This window comes from Caballeronia sp. LZ008 (genome assembly GCF_031451435.1).
Taxonomy (GTDB): domain Bacteria; phylum Pseudomonadota; class Gammaproteobacteria; order Burkholderiales; family Burkholderiaceae; genus Caballeronia; species Caballeronia zhejiangensis.
This window is the reverse complement of the sequence record NZ_JARUXK010000002.1, coordinates 102681-118765: the sequence shown is the minus strand read 5'-3', so window position 1 is coordinate 118765 and position 16085 is coordinate 102681. Positions and strand designations below refer to the sequence as shown.

The window sequence follows — 16085 nt, the reverse complement described above, 5'->3', positions numbered from 1 at the left end:
TCTATAATTCAATGTTATGGAAATGTCCGAGCTCAAAATCCGGCAGATCGAAGCGTTTCGCGCGGTCATGCTTCGACACACCGTCACGCGCGCCGCCGAGTCGCTGCATATCTCGCAGCCCGCGGTGAGCCGTCTTATCGCCGATCTCGAAAGCCGCGTCGGCTTCGTGCTGTTCGAACGGCAGCAGGGGAGGCTTGCGCCCACGGCCGAAGCGCGCGTGCTGTTCGAGGAAGTGGAGCGCGCGTTCGTCGGACTGGACCGGATCACGCAGGCGGCCCACCAGATTCGCGCGATGCGACGCGGTTCGCTGCGCGTGGCAGGGTCGCCCGCCGTCGCGCTCGATCTGCTGCCGGCGGTGATCGCGCGTTTCGTCGAGCAGCATCCGGGCATCGACGTGAGTCTGCTCGCGCACAGTGCGACGACGGTGGTCGACAAGGTTGCGTCCGGCCAGTGCGACGTGGGCCTGACCGCCGAGGCTATCCCGCATCCGGCCGTGAAGAGCGAGCGGCTTCCGAACGCGGTGATGCGATGTATCGTGCCGCGCGGGCATCGCCTGGCGCGCCGTGCATCGTTGAGTCCCGACGACCTGCGCGGCGAGCCCTTCGTTTCGTTTCCGCACAGCTTCGACGCCCGCGCCGCGATCGACCGCGTCTTCGTGGAAGCGGGCGTGACACGCAATCTCGTGATCGAGGCGCAGTTATCGCAAGCGATCGTGGCGCTGGTCGCCAATCGAGCGGGAGTCGCGCTCATCGACCCGGTGACGGCGGCCTACGCACGGCAACGTGTGGCGGTGAAGCGTTTCGCGCCTGCCGTGCACGATCATTTTTATATCGTGACGAATGCCTCCCGGCCCGTTCCCGTTGTGGCCGACGCGTTTTGCGACGCCGTGCGGGAGGCCTTCGGACGGGTTGTCGCTGAGGTCTGACTTCATGCGGAACTCGCCCCGGTTTCATCCGTGATGGATGTCGAGGCCAGCGCACGCTCGTCACCGTGCAGCGACTGCCGCATCAGCCGCCAAGACGTCCGTAGCGAATCGAAACGTCAAGAATCTTAACGGTCCGCCGTTCCGACGTCTTGCAAAATCGCCCGAAGCCCCGCCCGACGGGGCTTCGGCGCATATGGCCCGGACCTTGCCTTATTGGCGGCTACACAACCCGGAGCCGCACATGATCGAACGAGGCCGAGCCGCCACGCTCACCCACACCGTCACATCCGCGGATCTCGCATCCGCCCACGCGCGCGACGCGGACGAGCGCTACCCCGACGTGCTGTCCACGCCCGCGCTCCTGTCGCTGATCGAGCGCGCTTCTGCCGATGTGCTGCGCGACGCCATCGGTGACGGGCAACTGTCCGTTGGCGTGACGACGCATCTCAACCATCTCGCGCCGACGCCGCTCGGCGCCGAAGTATCCGCGACCGCGACCTTCCGCGACATCGACGGCGCGCTGTACTGGTTCGACATCGTCGCCACCGATGCGGGCGGGCCGATCGGCACCGCGAGCCACGCGCGGGCGATCGTCGAGCGGTCCGCGATCGAAGCACGCGCCGCCAAACGCCGCCGCGCCGAATAACGCCAACACGACAGAGGACCACACATGAACGTAGCAGTTCACTCGCCGGCGCACGGCGTCTACTTCGACGAAGCGTTCGAGACGCTCCCGCTCGACGAAGTGCGGCGTCATCAGGATGCGTTATGGGCGTCTCACTGGCCGTATCTGCGCGCGATGTCCGCGTTCTATCGCACGAAGCTCGAGCGCTGGGCCGGCCGCGACGACATCACGCTCGACACGCTCCAGGAGATGCCCTTCACCGAGAAGGACGACTTGCGCGTAAGCCAGGAGAACGCGTCGCCGTATGGCGATTACGTCGCGTGCACGGAGAGCGGCATCGCGCGGCTGCATCGTACGTCGGGGACGACGGGACGGCCGCTGATCCTCGCCAACAGCGCGCGCGATGCCGCGGATATCGCCCGCGTCGGCGCGCGCTCGATGTGGGCGGCGGGACTGCGCCCGGAGCATCGCGTCGTGCACTGCCTCAACTACTGCATGTGGACGGGCGGCTTCACCGATCACACGATTCTCGAAGCCGCCGGCGCGACCGTCGTGCCGTTCGGCGTCGGCAACACGCGGCTTCTGATCGATTCGATCCTGAATCTCGGCATCGACGCGATTTCGTGCACGCCGTCTTATCCGGCGCTGATCGAGCAGGTGCTGCGCGAGACCGGCGGCCCCGCGCCGCGCGATCTCGGGCTGAAGCTCGGGCTTTTCGGCGGCGAGGCCGGTCTCGACAATCCGGAGTTGCGCGCCGCGATGGAGGAGAAGTGGGGCTTCGCGGTGCGCAATGCGAACTTCGGCCTCTCGGAAGTGCTGAGCATTCTCGGCGGGCAAACGGACTGGACGACCGATCTGCTGTATCACGCGGCGGACGTGGTGTTCGCCGAGATCATCGATCCGCACACGCTCGCGCGTCTGCCGATCCAAGCCGGCACGACGGGCGAACTCGTCTGCACGCATCTGCGCAAGCAGTGCCAGCCGCTCGTGCGTTATCGCACGCGCGACGTCGTCACGGTGACGGCCACCGACGCCGGCCCCGATGGCCGCAGCGCCTGGCGCTTTCGCGTGACGGGCCGCACCGACGACATGTTCAACGTGCGTGGCGTCAACGTGTTCCCGGGCGCGGTGCGGCTCGCGGTCGAGGCGTTGCCGCAATGGGCGTCGGGCATGTTTCGCATCGTGCTCAAAGGGCCGGGGCCATACGACCGCATCGCGATGACGGTCGAGGCCGCGAACGGCTTGCCCGTCGCACGCTGGAACGATGCCGCCGCGCGCATCGAGGCGGCCGTGCGCGAACGCATCGGCGCGAGCGCGGCTGTGACCATCGTCCCGTTCGAGCACTTTCCGCGCACCGAAGGCAAGACACGCTGGATCGACAGGGAGCCCGCATGAGCTACGTCAGGACACGCACGGAAGGACCGCTTCGGGTGGTGACGCTCGACCGCCCGGAGCGCATGAACGCGATCGGCGGCGCGCTGCTCGACGATCTGCACGAGGCGCTGCAAGAAGCGAACGACGACGCCTCGTGCCGCGTCATCGTGCTGACGGGCGCGGGCCGCGCGTTCTGCGCGGGCGACGATCTCAAGGAGTTCGGCGAGCAGAGCGCGACTGACGCAAGCATTCGTCTGCATATCGAGCGCATTCAGCGCATCACGCGCGATCTCATGTTCAACGCGAAGCCCGTCGTCGGCGCGGTGCATGGCTTTGCCGTCGGCGGCGGCTTCGAATGGATGCTCAATTGCGACATGGTCGTGGCGTCCGACGATCTCGTCGCGTTCTTTCCGGAGATGGCGTGGGGCCAGTTCGTCACGGGCGGCGTCACGCATTTGCTGCCGCAGGCGCTCGGCCATCAACGCGCAATGGAATTGTGGCTGCTCGGCGAGCGGCAAAGCGCGCAATCGCTGATGTCGATGGGACTCGTCAATCGCGTCGTGCCACGCGACGCCATGCTCGATACGTCGATCGCGCTGGCCTCGCGCATCGCGGAGCAATCGCCGGGATCCATCGCGCGGCTGAAGCGCCTCGTCACCACGCAATTGAGCGAATCGCTCGCACGGAGTCTCGAACTCGAGTTCGACGCGACGATCGACGCCTTCGCCGATCCCGACGCCGCCGAACGCGTCAAGCAGTTCGCCACGAGAAAGGAGCGCGCGCAATGAACCCCAAAGCCCTGACGTTCGATTACTTCGGCACGCTCGTCGATGTGGATCGCGGCGGCACGCTCGGCATCGCGGAAGTGTTGCGGCGTCTGTCGATCGAGACCGGCGACGCGATGTTCGACATCTATCTCGACTGGGATATTCGCAATGTGCGGCTGTATCGCGGGCAGGCGTATGCGCGTTACCGCGACGTGGCGGGCGAGGCGCTCGCCGCCGTGCTCGATGCGCGCTGGCCCGGCGCGCGCAAGGGCCACGCGCTGGACGAGCTGACCGACCTGTTTCTCGCGCATCTCGTCGAGGCGTCGCCCGCGCATGAGGACGCCGAGCCGTTTCTCGACTGGGCGGCGTCGCGCTATCCGCTGATGCCGATCACCAACATGGACAGCGACCTGTGGCGGCGCACGCAGCTCACCCGCTACTTCGAGCATGTGACGACGGCCGAGATGGCGCAGGCGTACAAGCCGTCCGAGGCGATCTTCAGGCTGGCGCTCGACCGCCTCGCGCTGCCGGCGCATGACGTGTTGCACTGCTCGCTCGCGAGCTGGGCCGACATCGACGGCGCGAAGCCGCTCGGCATGGCGGTCGCATGGATCAATCGCGGCGCGGACACGCTGGGCGCGTGGCAGCCGCGCCCGGATTTCGAGTTCGACACCTTGTCGCCGGTACGGGACCTTCTTGAGAATCTGACACTCACTGCGACGGGAGAATCACGATGAAACCGATGAAGACGGCAATCACGTTCATTGCATGCGCGGCGATGCTATGCGGCGCGGCGCATGCGCAGGAAGTCGTGAAGATCGGCGTGGCCGGCCCGCTGACCGGCAGTGCGGCGTCGAGCGGCAAGGACGACGAGCGGGGCGTGCGGCTCGCCATCGACGAATTGAACGCGAAGGGCTTCGCGATCGCCGGCAAGCCGGTGAGATTCGAGCTGATTTCGATGGACGATCAGGGCGATCCGAAGGTCGGCGTGAACGTCGCTCAGAAGCTCGTCGACGATGGCGTGTCGGCGGTCATCGGCCATTACAACTCGGGCGTGAGCATTCCGGCGGCGCGCATTTACAACGACGCCAAAGTCGTGATGATGACGGGCGCCTCGTCGAACCCGGATCTCACGCATCTCGGCTATCCGTACGTGTTCCGCCTCGCCACCAACGACAACGTGATGGGCGGGCGCATGGCGGTCTATGCGTCGAAGGTGCTGGGCGCGCAACGCGCCGCCGTCATCGACGACCGCACCGCCTACGGCACGGGCGTCGCGGACGTGTTCATCAAGACAGCGCAGAAGGAAGGCTTGCAGATCGTCGCGCGCGAGTACAGCACCGACAAGGCGACCGACTTCAAGGCCATTCTCACGCAGATCAAATCGCGCAATCCGCAGGTCGTGTTCTACGGCGGCTATTACGCGCAGGCCGCGACGCTCGCGCGGCAAATGACCGAGCTCGGCCTGAGCGCGACGCTCGTCGGCGGCGACGGCATCTGTTCGCCCGAATTCGACAAGCTCTCGGCGGGCGTCGCGGACAAGCGCATGTTCTGCGCGCAAGGCGGCGCGCCGCTCGACACGCTGCCCGAGGGCAAGACCTTCCGCGCGAAGTTCAGGAATGCGTTCAGCGCCGATGTCGATACCTACGCGCCCGCGTTCTATGCGGCGACGCTCGTCGTCGCGGATGCGATGCGCAAGGCGGGATCGGCGAAACCGGAGGTATTCGTGAAGGCGCTGCGCGATCAGTCGTTCGACAGCATTCTGGGCCCCGTCAAGTTCGATTCCAACGGCGACTGGATCGATGCGCCTGTCACGGTGTACCGGCTGAACAGCGGGGCGCTCACGGCGATCGCACAGAAGGACTGAGCGCGCGATGCCGCGATGCGCGGGGCGGCGGGATTTTGTCCTGTTACATTCGAAGCCGTTGACCCACCGCATCGCAGGTAGATATGGCCACCGTCGCGCTCGATCCCAGCATCGCCACACTCGAGAGCGCGCTCGCGTCGCCCAGATGGCGCGATGCGCGCCGCCTGGCCGCGCGCGAGGCCGGCGCGTGCATCTTCACGCTCGATCGCAGTGGCCATGTGCTCGAACCGCTCGCGCACATTGGCGATGCCGCGCTCGATGCCTTCCTCGCGCGCTGTCCTTCGGCGGGGCTCGCCGCGCTCGCCGAAGCCGCCACGGTGTCATCGGACGGCCGCTGCGTGACGCTGGCGCTGCAGGACGCCGATGCATCGATCGCGCAGGCGTTCGCGCTGCGTGTCGATGCGCATGGCCGCCGGGTTTTTCTCGTCGCGTTGCGCTGGCGGAAGGCGGCGAATGAAGCGGCGGATGAAGCGGCGAATGAAGCGGCGAATGAAGCGACCCCCGCGCCCTGGATCACGCTGCTCGGCGCGACGCTCGACGTGCTGCTGCAAAGCGCGTTCGACCTGGCCGCCTACGACACGCTCGTCGAGGAACAGCGCGCGATCATCGATCATATCGGCGATGGGCTGATGGTCATCGGACAGGGCCAAGTGTTGCGCCACGTCAATTCGGTCGCGGGACGCATTCTGGGCATCGATCCGCGGACGAGCATCGGCAAGACGCTGAACGAAGTGATCGATTTCGAGCCGATCGTCGGGCCGATCTATCGGACAGGTGTGGGTTACGTCGATCGCGAGCTCATCATCGATTCGCCCGCGCGCCACTTGCACCTGCTCGATACCGCCATCCCGATCAAGAATCGTTGCGGCGAAGTCGTGTCGGTGGTGAACACGTTTCGCGAGATGCGGCGCGTGCGCAAGATGGCGGGGCGCTACGCGGGCAATCACGCGCGCTTTACCTTCGACAACGTGATCGGCTCCAACGCGGGCCTCAAGCGCGCGGTCGATGCAGCGAAGAAGGCGGCGCGCGGCGCGTCGAACGTGTTGTTGTCCGGCGAAAGCGGCGTCGGCAAGGAAGTGTTCGCGCAGGCGATCCACAATGCGAGCGCGCGCGCCGCGCTGCCGTTCATCGCGATCAATTGCGCGGCGCTTCCCCATGCGCTGATCGAAAGCGAGCTCTTCGGCCACGCGCCCGGCAGCTTTACCGGGGCGGCGCGGGAAGGCCGTCCGGGCAAGTTCGAATCGGCAGACGGCGGCACGGTGTTCCTCGACGAAATCTCGGAGTTGCCCATCGACGTGCAGGCGAAACTCTTGCGCGTGCTGCAGGAGCGTGAAGTCACGCGCATCGGCGATACGCGCGGCATTCCCGTCGACGTGCGCATCATCTGCGCGAGCAATCGCGATCTCGCTTCGATGGTGCTCGCGAAGACGTTTCGCGAGGATCTGTACTATCGCTGCAATGTCATCGAGATTATGATCGCGCCGCTGCGCGAGCGTCGCGAGGACATTCGCGCGATGGCCGGGTTCTTCCTCGATCGATATTGCGCGCGCATGCACAAGCCGAGGCCCGAAATCGCGGAGCGGGCACTGCGGCAACTAGAAGCGCATGACTGGCCGGGCAATGTGCGCGAAATCGAGAATCTCGTCGAGAAGATCGTCAACTTCAACGAAGGCGAGCCTGTCGCGGATGTATCGGCGTTTTTGGGCGGCGCATCGGTTCCGCCGGCGCGCGATGGGTCGGCCGAGCATCATGGCGAGCCGGTGTCGCTGAAGGAGGCGGAGCGCCTCGCCATCGAAAGTGCGTTGAAGGCGTGCCACCTCAATGTGACGCATTGCGCGAAGCTCCTGCAAGTGTCGAAGCCCGCGCTCTACGCAAAGATGAAGCGGCACGGCATTCGCGTCGAACGGTCGATTCGTCAACTGGACTGAGCGAGCGGGCTTTTCACGGCAATCAAATGGTGCGCTGCGATTGCCCCTCTGCCAGATCGGCGGCGAAGTCGCGATAGGCGTGCAGGGGACGGCCCAAAATGCCGACAAGGCGCTCGGCATCGCCGAGTTCGGGCACCATCCCGTCGCTGACGTAACGCTCGGCCATCAGGCGCATCTCGTACGCCATCCACTTTGGCATGAAGCTCGCCAGATTCTGCTCGAAGCCAGTCGGGTCGTCGCCACCGTAGCCAACGGGACGACCGAGCACGTCGGTCCAGATGGCGGCGAGTTGGGGGCCGGTCAGCGTGTCAGGCCCGACAAGGTTGATGACCTCCAGTGGAAGGTGAGCGGCCGCCTCGTCCCGACGGATCAGTTCGAGGGCCGCGACCTCCGCAATGTCGCGGGTGTTCACCATTGCGACGCCCTTCGTTCCGATAGGCATCGGGTAGACGCCGTGCTCGATGACCACGTCCTTGATCATCAGTTCGTTGTCCATGAAGTACGCGGGCCGCAGGATAGTGGCGCTGAAGCCCATCGCCTCGATCATATGCTCCGCACCGGACTTGACGGCGAAATGCGGCACATTGACGAAGCGCTCTGCGTGCATCACCGACAGATACACGACGCGTTCGACGCCGGACTCGCGGGCGATATTCAGCGCGATCAGCGCCTGCGTGAATTCATCGCCCGAGACCGCGTTGAGCAAGAACAATGTGCGCACGCCGGCGAACGCGCGGCGAAGTGAGTCGATGTCGAGCATTTCGCCCTGCACGACACTCACGGCGCTGGGAAAGTCGGCCTTCGACGGATCGCGCACGAGTACGCGCACGTCGGCATTGCGACGCACGAGCTGGTCGACGACCTGGCGGCCGACACGGCCGGTGGCGCCGGTAACGAGAATAGTCATGGTGTTGCTCCTTGAGCGTGGTTGGGATGGCTCAAAGGTACGTGATCCAAATTTGGTCCGGAAGATGCTATAAAGAGACGACGTGTCTCACCAATGGAACGCTGGAATAGCGCGAATGGATCTTCTTGCTCTTGCTGATTTCAACCTCGTCGCTCGTTACGGAAGCTTCGGCGAGGCGGCTCGCGCCGCGGGTCGTCCGAAGGCGACGCTTTCGCGAAGGGTGAGCGAACTCGAAAGCGACCTTCAAATCCGGCTTCTCGAACGGGGACCGCGAGGCGTAAAGCTCACGCAGGAAGGACTGGCGCTCTATGAGCGCACCGGTGCGCTTCTCGCCGAGCTCAACGCCAGTGCCGCAGCGATAGCATCGAGCAGCGAGCAGCCTCGCGGCCGCTTGCGAATCAGCGCACCCGCGCTTTTCTCGCAAATCGCCATGGGAAAACTGGTCGCCTCGTTCGCGCTGAAGTGGCCGGAGGTTCGATTGGAAGTCACGACGGAAGATCGCCCGGTCGACATGATCGAAGAAGGTTATGACCTGGTTATACGGGTCAACCCGGCTCCCGACGAGAATCTGGTTGGACGGATCATCCTGCACGACCGGCTCGTCGTCGTGGCGAAGCCCGGACTGGAGCCGCCCGAGGGAAAAGCGCGCGTGCCGGCAGTCATCCGTGGAGCGGCCGATCAAACGTCGTTCTGGGATGTCACCGGCGCCGAGGGGAGAAAGCGCATATTCGTCGAGCCATTCGCCAGACTGTCATCGCTCGTCATGGTGCGCGACACGGTCCGGCTTGGCGTTGGGATCGCGTGCCTGCCGCTGTCGCTCGTCAGCCGCGATATCGCCGCCGGTCGACTTTCACAGTGGGGCGAGCTGGACGGGTCCGACATCGCGCTGTGGGCGCTTTACCCTTCAAGGCGCTTTCTGAGCGCGCGCGTGTCCGCTTTCCTGAACCACCTCAAAGCATCGTTTCCCTCCGGCGCTCCGGAGGAATTGGCGGCGTTAATCGACGGGTAGGAGCGTCAGACGATGCGCTGATACGAGGGTCTCGCCGTTGCGTTCGTCTTCGAGCCGGCCGCAACAAGCTGCGCTGCGGTGAATCGCGCTCGGACGCTTCGCCCTCAAGCCTTTGCCCACGCTGCCGATAACAAACGCATGGTGGCGTCAGCGACGCAAGTGGATGATTATCGGTGCCGGACGACGGCGCGGCAGGATAGGAGTATGTCGGGGTTGCCCAACACATCGCGGGAGATTACGGAAGGCGCAACGATCGGCGTGGCTATCGTGGGCCGCAATGCGCGCGGCGGTCTGATCGTCAGGACCTGCAACGACGCGTTCATGCGCATGACGGACGCCTCGCGAGCGGACACGCCCGCGCTTCCCCTCGCGGTCGATGCCATGATGCCGGCCGAGGCGCATCCGATCCTCATCGAAAAGTTGAAGGCGTGCTTCGACGGCCAGACGCACACGCATCGATTCATCGACGGCGCGCGTTCGTGGCGTCTCACGCTCGAACCGCTCAGGGGGCCGGGCGCGCTCGAAGCCGTGCACGAAGTCATGATTTCGTGCATCGACGATACGCCGAAGAAGCCGCTCACGCGCGAAGTCGAATTCGACGCGTCGCGCTTTCGCGCGGTCGTGGACTCGGCGTACGACGCGATCGTGAGCATCGACGAGCGGCACGAGATCACGCTGTTCAATCGGGCCGCCGAAAATCTGTTCGGCTACACATCGGCAGAAGCGCTCGGGAGGCGCATCGAGATGTTGCTGCCGGAGCGCGCGCGTGCGCATCACGCGGACAACGTGCGGCAGTTCGCGAATTCGCCGATGACGAACCTGCGCGCGATGACCGCGCCGCGCATGGACGAAAGCAACAGCGTTTTCGGGCGGCATCGCGACGGCACCATCATTCCGGTGGAAATCGCCATCTCCAAGATCGACGTGGGCGGCGTGGTCGAGTTCACCGCGGTCATTCGCGACATCACCGAGCGCGCGCGGCTCATGGAACTGCTGAAGCAACAGGCCGTCACCGATGCGCTCACCGGTCTGCCGAACCGACGCGAGTTCATCGACTTCGTCGAAAAGCTGCTCGCGACCGACGAGATCCTGTCCGTCTTCATTCTCGACATCGATTTCTTCAAGGCGATCAACGATAACTACGGCCACGATATCGGCGATGAAGTGCTGCGCGTGCTCGCGAATGTCGGAAAGTCGATCCCGCTCGAATCCATGCTGTTCGCGCGCTGGGGCGGCGAGGAGTTCGTCGCGGCGCTGCCGGGCGCGGACGCGAGTGCCGCGCCGCGGATCGCGGACGCCTTGCGCCAGCGTCTGGAGCGGCAGGATGTCGAGCATGTCTGGCGCGTCAAGGCGATTCCTTTCACCGTGAGCATCGGCGTGGTGACACGCGAGCCCGGCGAGCGCGACGTGGATGCGCTCATGCGCCGCGCGGACCGGGCGTTGTATCACGCGAAGGCGGCGGGGCGTAACCGTGTAGAGGTCAGATGAACGCGGGCAGAAGCCCGGCCTGCACGAAGCGCGGGACCGCGCTCAATCCGTGAACAACGCCTTGCGGATGATCGCGTGCACGCCCCAGTTGCCATCGACGACTTGCGTGACGCCGAAGTCCACCGCCACCGACATCAGCGAGATGGCTTCGTCTTCGGTGAGTCCCTTGGTGGACATCAGAAACCGCCGCGTCTTGATGAAGGCATCGCGCATGGCCTGATCCAGCGTGGACTTCTGATAGACCTCGCTTTGCGCGCTGGTGCCGAACTCGGCCAGATAGTCGGGATGGCTGAAGCCGTGCAGCACCCATTCATCGGCGGTTTCGACGAGCGGATACGTGAGGTCCGCGAACGACTGCGAGGCAAGCGTGTGCTTCTTGTGCAGGATCAGTTCGAAGTCGCCGGTGAGCGAGCATTCGATGGCCGTGCCGCACAACTCGGAATCGCCTTGCGACGCGTGCGGGTCGCCGATCGACAAGAGCGCCCCGGCCACGCCGACCGGCAGAAACACGCTCGCACCGGGACCGACGCGCCAGTTGTCGAGATTGCCGCCGAAGGCCGAAGGCGGAATCGAATCGATCAGACCGTTCTGCTGCGGCGCCACGCCGATCACGCCGAAGTGCGGTCGCACGGGAATGGTCACGTTCTTCAGCACGTCGTGATTCTCGACGACGCTCGCGTGATCCACCGGCACGCCCGGATAATCGATGATCGGATGCAGCACGCCGAAAGGATCGCGCTGCGGCGTCCAGCGGTAGTTGTAGACGGCGCGCGCATAGGCGCTGTCGTCGCGCGCTTCGTCCGTGTGGATCTCGTAGATGGTCACGACTTCGCGCGGCTTCGGTTCGGTGAGCAGTTCGCGATAATGAAAGCCCCACCACGCCGCGACGTTGCTGCCGAACGCGCGGCCGTGGAACTTCGGGTTCCGGCAGCGGCGAGGATGAATATCGACGATGCGCACTTCCAGGACATCGCCCGGTTCCGCGCCTGTCACCGCAATCGGCCCGGTGCAGATATGCACGCCGAAGCCTTCGCCCGCGCCGCGTCCATAGATGGAGGCGTTCATCGGGCCCGCGCCGCGACGGTCCACGTTCTTGCGTTCGGCTGTCCAGTGGAACACGCTCTCCGCGCCGGGATCGCCCGCGATCATGCGGTCCCAGTCATCCGACGCATGCTGCGTGAGCGTTTCGACCGTCACCGTATCGCCGCTCGCGACTTCGAGCACGGGCTTGAGATCGTGGCTGAAATAGCCCCAGTGCACCGTGTTCGCCGTTGCGCGCAGCAAATGATGCCGCGGCCTGCCGCCCGTCCGCGCAGGCCGCGCTTGCACGGCATCGCTTTCGTCGCGCACGGCGACGAGCGTGTCGCCCGTCTCTTCGCTGCGCGCCTGCGCGATCAGACTCGCGGCGTTCACCGGCAGCCCGCGCGATAGCGAATGCACGAGATGGCGCGCGAGTTCCAGGTTCGCTTCGTGCCGGAACGTGCGCGGCGATGCGCCATAACGCTCGCGGAATACGCGGCTGAAGTGCGCCGGATCGTTGAAGCCCCAGCGAAAGCAGATGTCGGATATGGAGACTTTCTCCGAGAGCGGATCGGCCAGTTCCGCGCGGCAGCGTTCGAGGCGGCGCGAGCGCACATACGTCGAGAAACTCTGTCCGGCGAGTTCGAACAGCTTCTGCACGTAACGCGGCGACACGCGTTCGTCTTTGGCGAGCGAGGCCACGCTCAGGGTCGAATCGGCGAGATGCGTTTCGATGAAGCGGCACAGTCGCGCGAACAACGCCGACTGCGGCGGCGTCAGCCCGTTGAACGAACCTTTGCGTTCCTGTCCGGCGAGACAGGCCACGAGCATTTCGGCGAGCGCGAGTTCGGTGGGACGCAACTCCTCCGCGCTCAGCGTTTCGAGGCTTTCCACGACCGAACGCAGAAAGCCCGAGAAGATGTGGCCGATGCCCGTCGCGCCCGGCAACAAGGCCACGCGCAGCGAGAGCGGCGAAATGAGACGCGCGTTGATGGCGCTCCTGGGCGCCCGCACGATGAACGCGCGAAAGCGTCCCGCGAAAACCAGCGACGCGCTCTGGCCCGGCGCGGCATAGACGATGTCATGCGGGCTCACGCGCTCGCGCAGACCATCGGCGACGAGCGTGGCGTCGCCATCGATCAGCAGCACGAGCATGAGACTGTCCGCGTGATCCGCGCTCATCTGCAGCGTCTGCGCGGCCGAGGCGATGGTCGTGAACTCGATCCCGCCCGCCGATACGCGCGATGTCAGCGTGCCGTGCAAACCGCGTTCGCCGCCTTCGATCTTGCCGCGCCATCCGAGACGTGCGAGCGCCGCGTTCCATTCATGCCGGCGCTCGAACTCGGGATACGACTCGGTAGTGAAGCGCGACAGATTCAACGAAAACTCCACGATAGGCGAAGCAGCAAGCGCTTTTCAAAAGCAACCTTCGCGCCATCGCGATGCTGACGGCGGCGGGTGCATCGCGTATCGAAGACAGTGCATACATGCGCCATCGCGGCGCACGTCTGCACTTGCGCGCATCACCCGACGCGCGGCCTCATGCGTTCTTGGACGAGCGTGCACGCCAATACCAGCAGTTGTGCGCAGCCAGTCAAGTTCGCGGGATTTCGGTCGCCTACGCTCTGGGCATCGCAAGTCAATCGTCATCAGCCGTCAGGAGCGTATCGATGCAAAGGAATCTCGTGGGCCGTTTATCTCGCGCAGGACTTGGCGCGCTGTGCGCGGTGTTGTTCGCCTTCGCGGGACAGGCGCACGCCGCCGCGCCCGCCGAATGCAGCGCGTTGCAGGCGAAGTACCCGCAGTTCAAGGGCAAGACACTCACCAATGCGATCAATCCGCATACGCCGGGCTATGAAGCGCTCGACCCGAACGATCCGAGCAAGTACATCGGCTTCGATATCGATCTGGGCGAGTTGATCGCGCAATGCCTCGGCTTCACGATGGCCTACAAGCCCGTGACCTTCGCCGCGCTGCTCACGACCTTGCAGAGCGGTCAGGCCGATATCGTCATCTCCGATATCTACGCGACCGAGGAGCGCGCCAAGGCCGCCGACTTCATCACGTACTCGAAGGTGTTCGACGGCGTACTCGTCGCCAAGGGCAATCCGAAGAAGATCACCGGCATCAACACGTCGATGTGCGGCACGACAGCCGCCGAAAACACGGGCTATGTGGAAGTGCCGCTGATTCAGGCACTGGCGCCGCAATGCAAGGCGGCCGGCAAGCCCGAAGCCACCGTGCAGCTCTACGACAACAACGCCAACTGCATCCAGGCCATTCTCGCGGGCCGCGCGGATACGTACATCAACGACGTGAACACGGTCGACCAGGCGGTGAAGGCGTATCCGGACAAGCTGGAGAAAGCGACCGCCGTGACCTTGCCGTACTTCGTGGGCATCGGCGTGCCGAAGGACAAGCCCGATTTCCGCGATGCCGTGATGGCCGCGCTCGTCGCCATTCAGAAGAGCGGCGCGCAGTCCGAACTGCTGAAGAAGTGGGGCCTCGGCGTCGAGAATCTCGCGACGCCGCAACTCGTCGTTGCCAAGTAAGCGCGGAAGCATCGGCATATGGACCTGTTCCTTCACTATCTCGGCCTGCCTTATCTGCTCGACGGCATCCGCTTCACGATCACCGTCACCTTGCTCGGACTCGCGGGCGGGCTCGTGCTGGGACTCGTCCTTGCCGCCATGCAACTGAGCCGAATCGGACCGCTCGCGGCCATCGCGCGCGGCTATACGGTGATTTTTCGCGGCACGCCGCTGATTCTGCAACTCGTGTTCGCCTACGACGCCCTGCCGCATATCGGCATCAAGCTGAGCGCCATCGGCGCGGCGGGCCTCGCGCTCGCCGCGAACGAAGCGCCGTTCATCGCGGAGATATTCCGCTCGGGCGTGCTCGGCGTGGATCGCGGACAGACGCTCGCGGGGCAGGCGCTCGGCATGACGCCTTCCGTGCTGATGCGCCGGATCATCGCGCCGCAGGCCCTTCGCTCGATGATTCCCGCGCTCGGAAACGAAACCGTCAGCGCGTTGAAGAACTCTTCGCTGGCTTCGGTCATCTCGGTGGGCGAGCTGACCTTGCGCAGCACGCAGCTTGCTTCGTCGACGTTCGACTTCTTTTCGATCTTCTTTGCGTCGGGTCTCTTGTATTTGTGTCTGACGGGCGCGATCGCCGCCATTCAGCTGATGATCGAACGCGCGCTCGATCTGGACCGCGCCAGCACGCGCGGCGGCTTCTGGGGACGACGCCGGAGCACGCCCGTACCGACGAAGCCCGCAGGCCCGACCGATCTGCCGCCGGTCTTCGTCCCGGCTCGCGTCACACCCGGCGACCGCGCACGCCGCTACGACGCGCTGTCTCGCAACGGCACCGCCGTGCAGATCAATGGCGTACACAAGCGCTACGGCGAGCAGCCGGTGCTCAATGGCTTCGATCTCGACATCCGCTCGGGCGAAGTCGTCGCGTTGCTCGGACCGAGCGGCTCGGGCAAGAGCACGCTGCTTCGCTGCATCAATCATCTGGAACAGTGGGAACAAGGCGAGATACGCGTGGGCGGACGGCGCCTGGGCTTTCGCGATGACGGGCGGCGCATGAATCCGCGCGAGCTTGCGAAGGAGCGCGCGAGTCTCGGCGTCGCCATGGTGTTCCAGCAGTTCAATCTTTTCGGCCATCTGACGGCGCGCGAGAACATTGCATTGCCGCTCGTCTGGGTGCACGGCGCGACGCTCGCCGATGCCAACCGACGCGCGGATGCCCTGCTCGAACGCGTGGGCCTCGCGCATCGCGCCGATGCGTTGCCGCGTCATCTGTCGGGCGGCCAGCAACAACGCGTGGCGATTGCGCGTGCGCTCGCGCCGAATCCGCGCGTGCTGCTGCTCGACGAGCCGACTTCCGCGCTCGATCCGGAACTCGTGGGCGAAGTGCTCGAAGTGATCCGCCGCCTCGCGCTCGACGATGGCCTGACGATGATCATTTCGACGCATCAGTTGCGCTTCGCCGATGAAGTGGCCGACCGCGTCGTGTTCCTGAGCGGCGGGCGCGTCGTGGAGGACGGACCCGCGCATCAGGTCTTGACGCGGCCGCATCATCCGTTGACGGCGCGCTTTCTCAACGTGATGGGCGCGGGGAGCACGCTCGAAACCGTGCACTGAATCGCATCGATAACACAGCCA

Annotated in this window: 13 protein-coding genes; 11 read left to right on the top strand and 2 right to left on the bottom strand. The window is 65.1% G+C overall.

From position 1 onward, the window contains the following. Window positions 1-16 precede the first annotated feature (16 nt). The 7 genes from QCE49_RS14855 (at window position 17) to QCE49_RS14825 (ending at window position 7486) form a co-directional block, all read left to right on the top strand. Entirely contained in the window at window positions 17-925 is a 909-nt protein-coding gene (locus QCE49_RS14855) for a LysR substrate-binding domain-containing protein (RefSeq protein ID WP_175982147.1), read from the top strand. A gap of 241 nt (window positions 926-1166) precedes the next feature. Further along, window positions 1167-1571: a thioesterase family protein gene (locus QCE49_RS14850; protein WP_008345636.1), complete on the top strand. Its 405-nt coding sequence runs from the start codon at window positions 1167-1169 to the stop codon at window positions 1569-1571. A gap of 24 nt (window positions 1572-1595) precedes the next feature. Further along, window positions 1596-2945: a phenylacetate--CoA ligase family protein gene (locus QCE49_RS14845; protein WP_250458439.1), complete on the top strand. Its 1350-nt coding sequence runs from the start codon at window positions 1596-1598 to the stop codon at window positions 2943-2945. Next, window positions 2942-3712, top strand: coding sequence for an enoyl-CoA hydratase/isomerase family protein (locus QCE49_RS14840; RefSeq protein ID WP_033535650.1), 771 nt, complete (start codon window positions 2942-2944; stop codon window positions 3710-3712). The genes QCE49_RS14845 and QCE49_RS14840 overlap by 4 nt, the downstream gene beginning before the upstream one ends. Continuing rightward, complete coding sequence (locus tag QCE49_RS14835) at window positions 3709-4428, top strand: HAD family hydrolase (RefSeq protein WP_008345631.1); 720 nt, start codon at window positions 3709-3711, stop codon at window positions 4426-4428. Before QCE49_RS14840 ends, QCE49_RS14835 begins: the two co-directional genes overlap by 4 nt. After that, window positions 4425-5558 (top strand): branched-chain amino acid ABC transporter substrate-binding protein, encoded by a 1134-nt coding sequence (locus QCE49_RS14830; RefSeq protein ID WP_250458429.1) that lies wholly within the window; start codon window positions 4425-4427, stop codon window positions 5556-5558. Before QCE49_RS14835 ends, QCE49_RS14830 begins: the two co-directional genes overlap by 4 nt. A gap of 83 nt (window positions 5559-5641) precedes the next feature. Further along, window positions 5642-7486 carry a sigma-54-dependent Fis family transcriptional regulator gene (locus QCE49_RS14825; RefSeq protein ID WP_250458426.1) on the top strand — a complete coding sequence of 615 codons (1845 nt, stop codon included), beginning with the start codon at window positions 5642-5644 and terminating at the stop codon, window positions 7484-7486. A 22-nt stretch (window positions 7487-7508) separates the two neighbouring features. Here the strand turns inward: QCE49_RS14825 and QCE49_RS14820 are convergent, their stop codons facing one another. After that, the gene (locus QCE49_RS14820; protein ID WP_250437892.1) at window positions 7509-8393 is read right to left on the bottom strand and encodes an SDR family oxidoreductase; all 885 of its coding nucleotides are present in this window, start codon (window positions 8391-8393) and stop codon (window positions 7509-7511) included. A 115-nt stretch (window positions 8394-8508) separates the two neighbouring features. Between QCE49_RS14820 and QCE49_RS14815 the strand changes: the two genes are divergently transcribed. Next, window positions 8509-9402: a LysR family transcriptional regulator gene (locus QCE49_RS14815; protein WP_250458418.1), complete on the top strand. Its 894-nt coding sequence runs from the start codon at window positions 8509-8511 to the stop codon at window positions 9400-9402. 204 nt (window positions 9403-9606) lie between these two features. Continuing rightward, window positions 9607-10890: a sensor domain-containing diguanylate cyclase gene (locus QCE49_RS14810; RefSeq protein WP_250458408.1), complete on the top strand. Its 1284-nt coding sequence runs from the start codon at window positions 9607-9609 to the stop codon at window positions 10888-10890. A gap of 42 nt (window positions 10891-10932) precedes the next feature. On the opposite strand, the gene QCE49_RS14805 is transcribed toward QCE49_RS14810, so the two are convergent. Further along, window positions 10933-13290 carry an acetamidase/formamidase family protein gene (locus QCE49_RS14805; protein ID WP_250458406.1) on the bottom strand — a complete coding sequence of 786 codons (2358 nt, stop codon included), beginning with the start codon at window positions 13288-13290 and terminating at the stop codon, window positions 10933-10935. A gap of 290 nt (window positions 13291-13580) precedes the next feature. Here QCE49_RS14805 and QCE49_RS14800 point away from each other — a divergent pair, with 290 nt between their 5' ends. Beyond that, the gene (locus tag QCE49_RS14800; protein WP_175982137.1) at window positions 13581-14462 is read left to right on the top strand and encodes an ABC transporter substrate-binding protein; all 882 of its coding nucleotides are present in this window, start codon (window positions 13581-13583) and stop codon (window positions 14460-14462) included. An 18-nt stretch (window positions 14463-14480) separates the two neighbouring features. Continuing rightward, window positions 14481-16064, top strand: coding sequence for an amino acid ABC transporter permease/ATP-binding protein (locus QCE49_RS14795; protein WP_250458404.1), 1584 nt, complete (start codon window positions 14481-14483; stop codon window positions 16062-16064). The last annotated feature ends 21 nt before the right edge of the window (window positions 16065-16085 follow it).

What these genes read in the sequence shown, in the direction of transcription:
- QCE49_RS14850 (WP_008345636.1), top strand. Translation starts at nt 1,167, where the DNA reads ATGATCGAACGAGGCCGAGCCGCCACGCTCACCCACACCGTCACATCC.
- QCE49_RS14815 (WP_250458418.1), top strand. Translation starts at nt 8,509, where the DNA reads ATGGATCTTCTTGCTCTTGCTGATTTCAACCTCGTCGCTCGTTACGGA.
- QCE49_RS14840 (WP_033535650.1), top strand. Translation starts at nt 2,942, where the DNA reads ATGAGCTACGTCAGGACACGCACGGAAGGACCGCTTCGGGTGGTGACG.
- QCE49_RS14835 (WP_008345631.1), top strand. Translation starts at nt 3,709, where the DNA reads ATGAACCCCAAAGCCCTGACGTTCGATTACTTCGGCACGCTCGTCGAT.
- QCE49_RS14830 (WP_250458429.1), top strand. Translation starts at nt 4,425, where the DNA reads ATGAAACCGATGAAGACGGCAATCACGTTCATTGCATGCGCGGCGATG.
- QCE49_RS14820 (WP_250437892.1), bottom strand. Translation starts at nt 8,393, where the DNA reads ATGACTATTCTCGTTACCGGCGCCACCGGCCGTGTCGGCCGCCAGGTC.
- QCE49_RS14795 (WP_250458404.1), top strand. Translation starts at nt 14,481, where the DNA reads ATGGACCTGTTCCTTCACTATCTCGGCCTGCCTTATCTGCTCGACGGC.
- QCE49_RS14800 (WP_175982137.1), top strand. Translation starts at nt 13,581, where the DNA reads ATGCAAAGGAATCTCGTGGGCCGTTTATCTCGCGCAGGACTTGGCGCG.
- QCE49_RS14855 (WP_175982147.1), top strand. Translation starts at nt 17, where the DNA reads ATGGAAATGTCCGAGCTCAAAATCCGGCAGATCGAAGCGTTTCGCGCG.
- QCE49_RS14810 (WP_250458408.1), top strand. Translation starts at nt 9,607, where the DNA reads ATGTCGGGGTTGCCCAACACATCGCGGGAGATTACGGAAGGCGCAACG.
- QCE49_RS14845 (WP_250458439.1), top strand. Translation starts at nt 1,596, where the DNA reads ATGAACGTAGCAGTTCACTCGCCGGCGCACGGCGTCTACTTCGACGAA.
- QCE49_RS14825 (WP_250458426.1), top strand. Translation starts at nt 5,642, where the DNA reads ATGGCCACCGTCGCGCTCGATCCCAGCATCGCCACACTCGAGAGCGCG.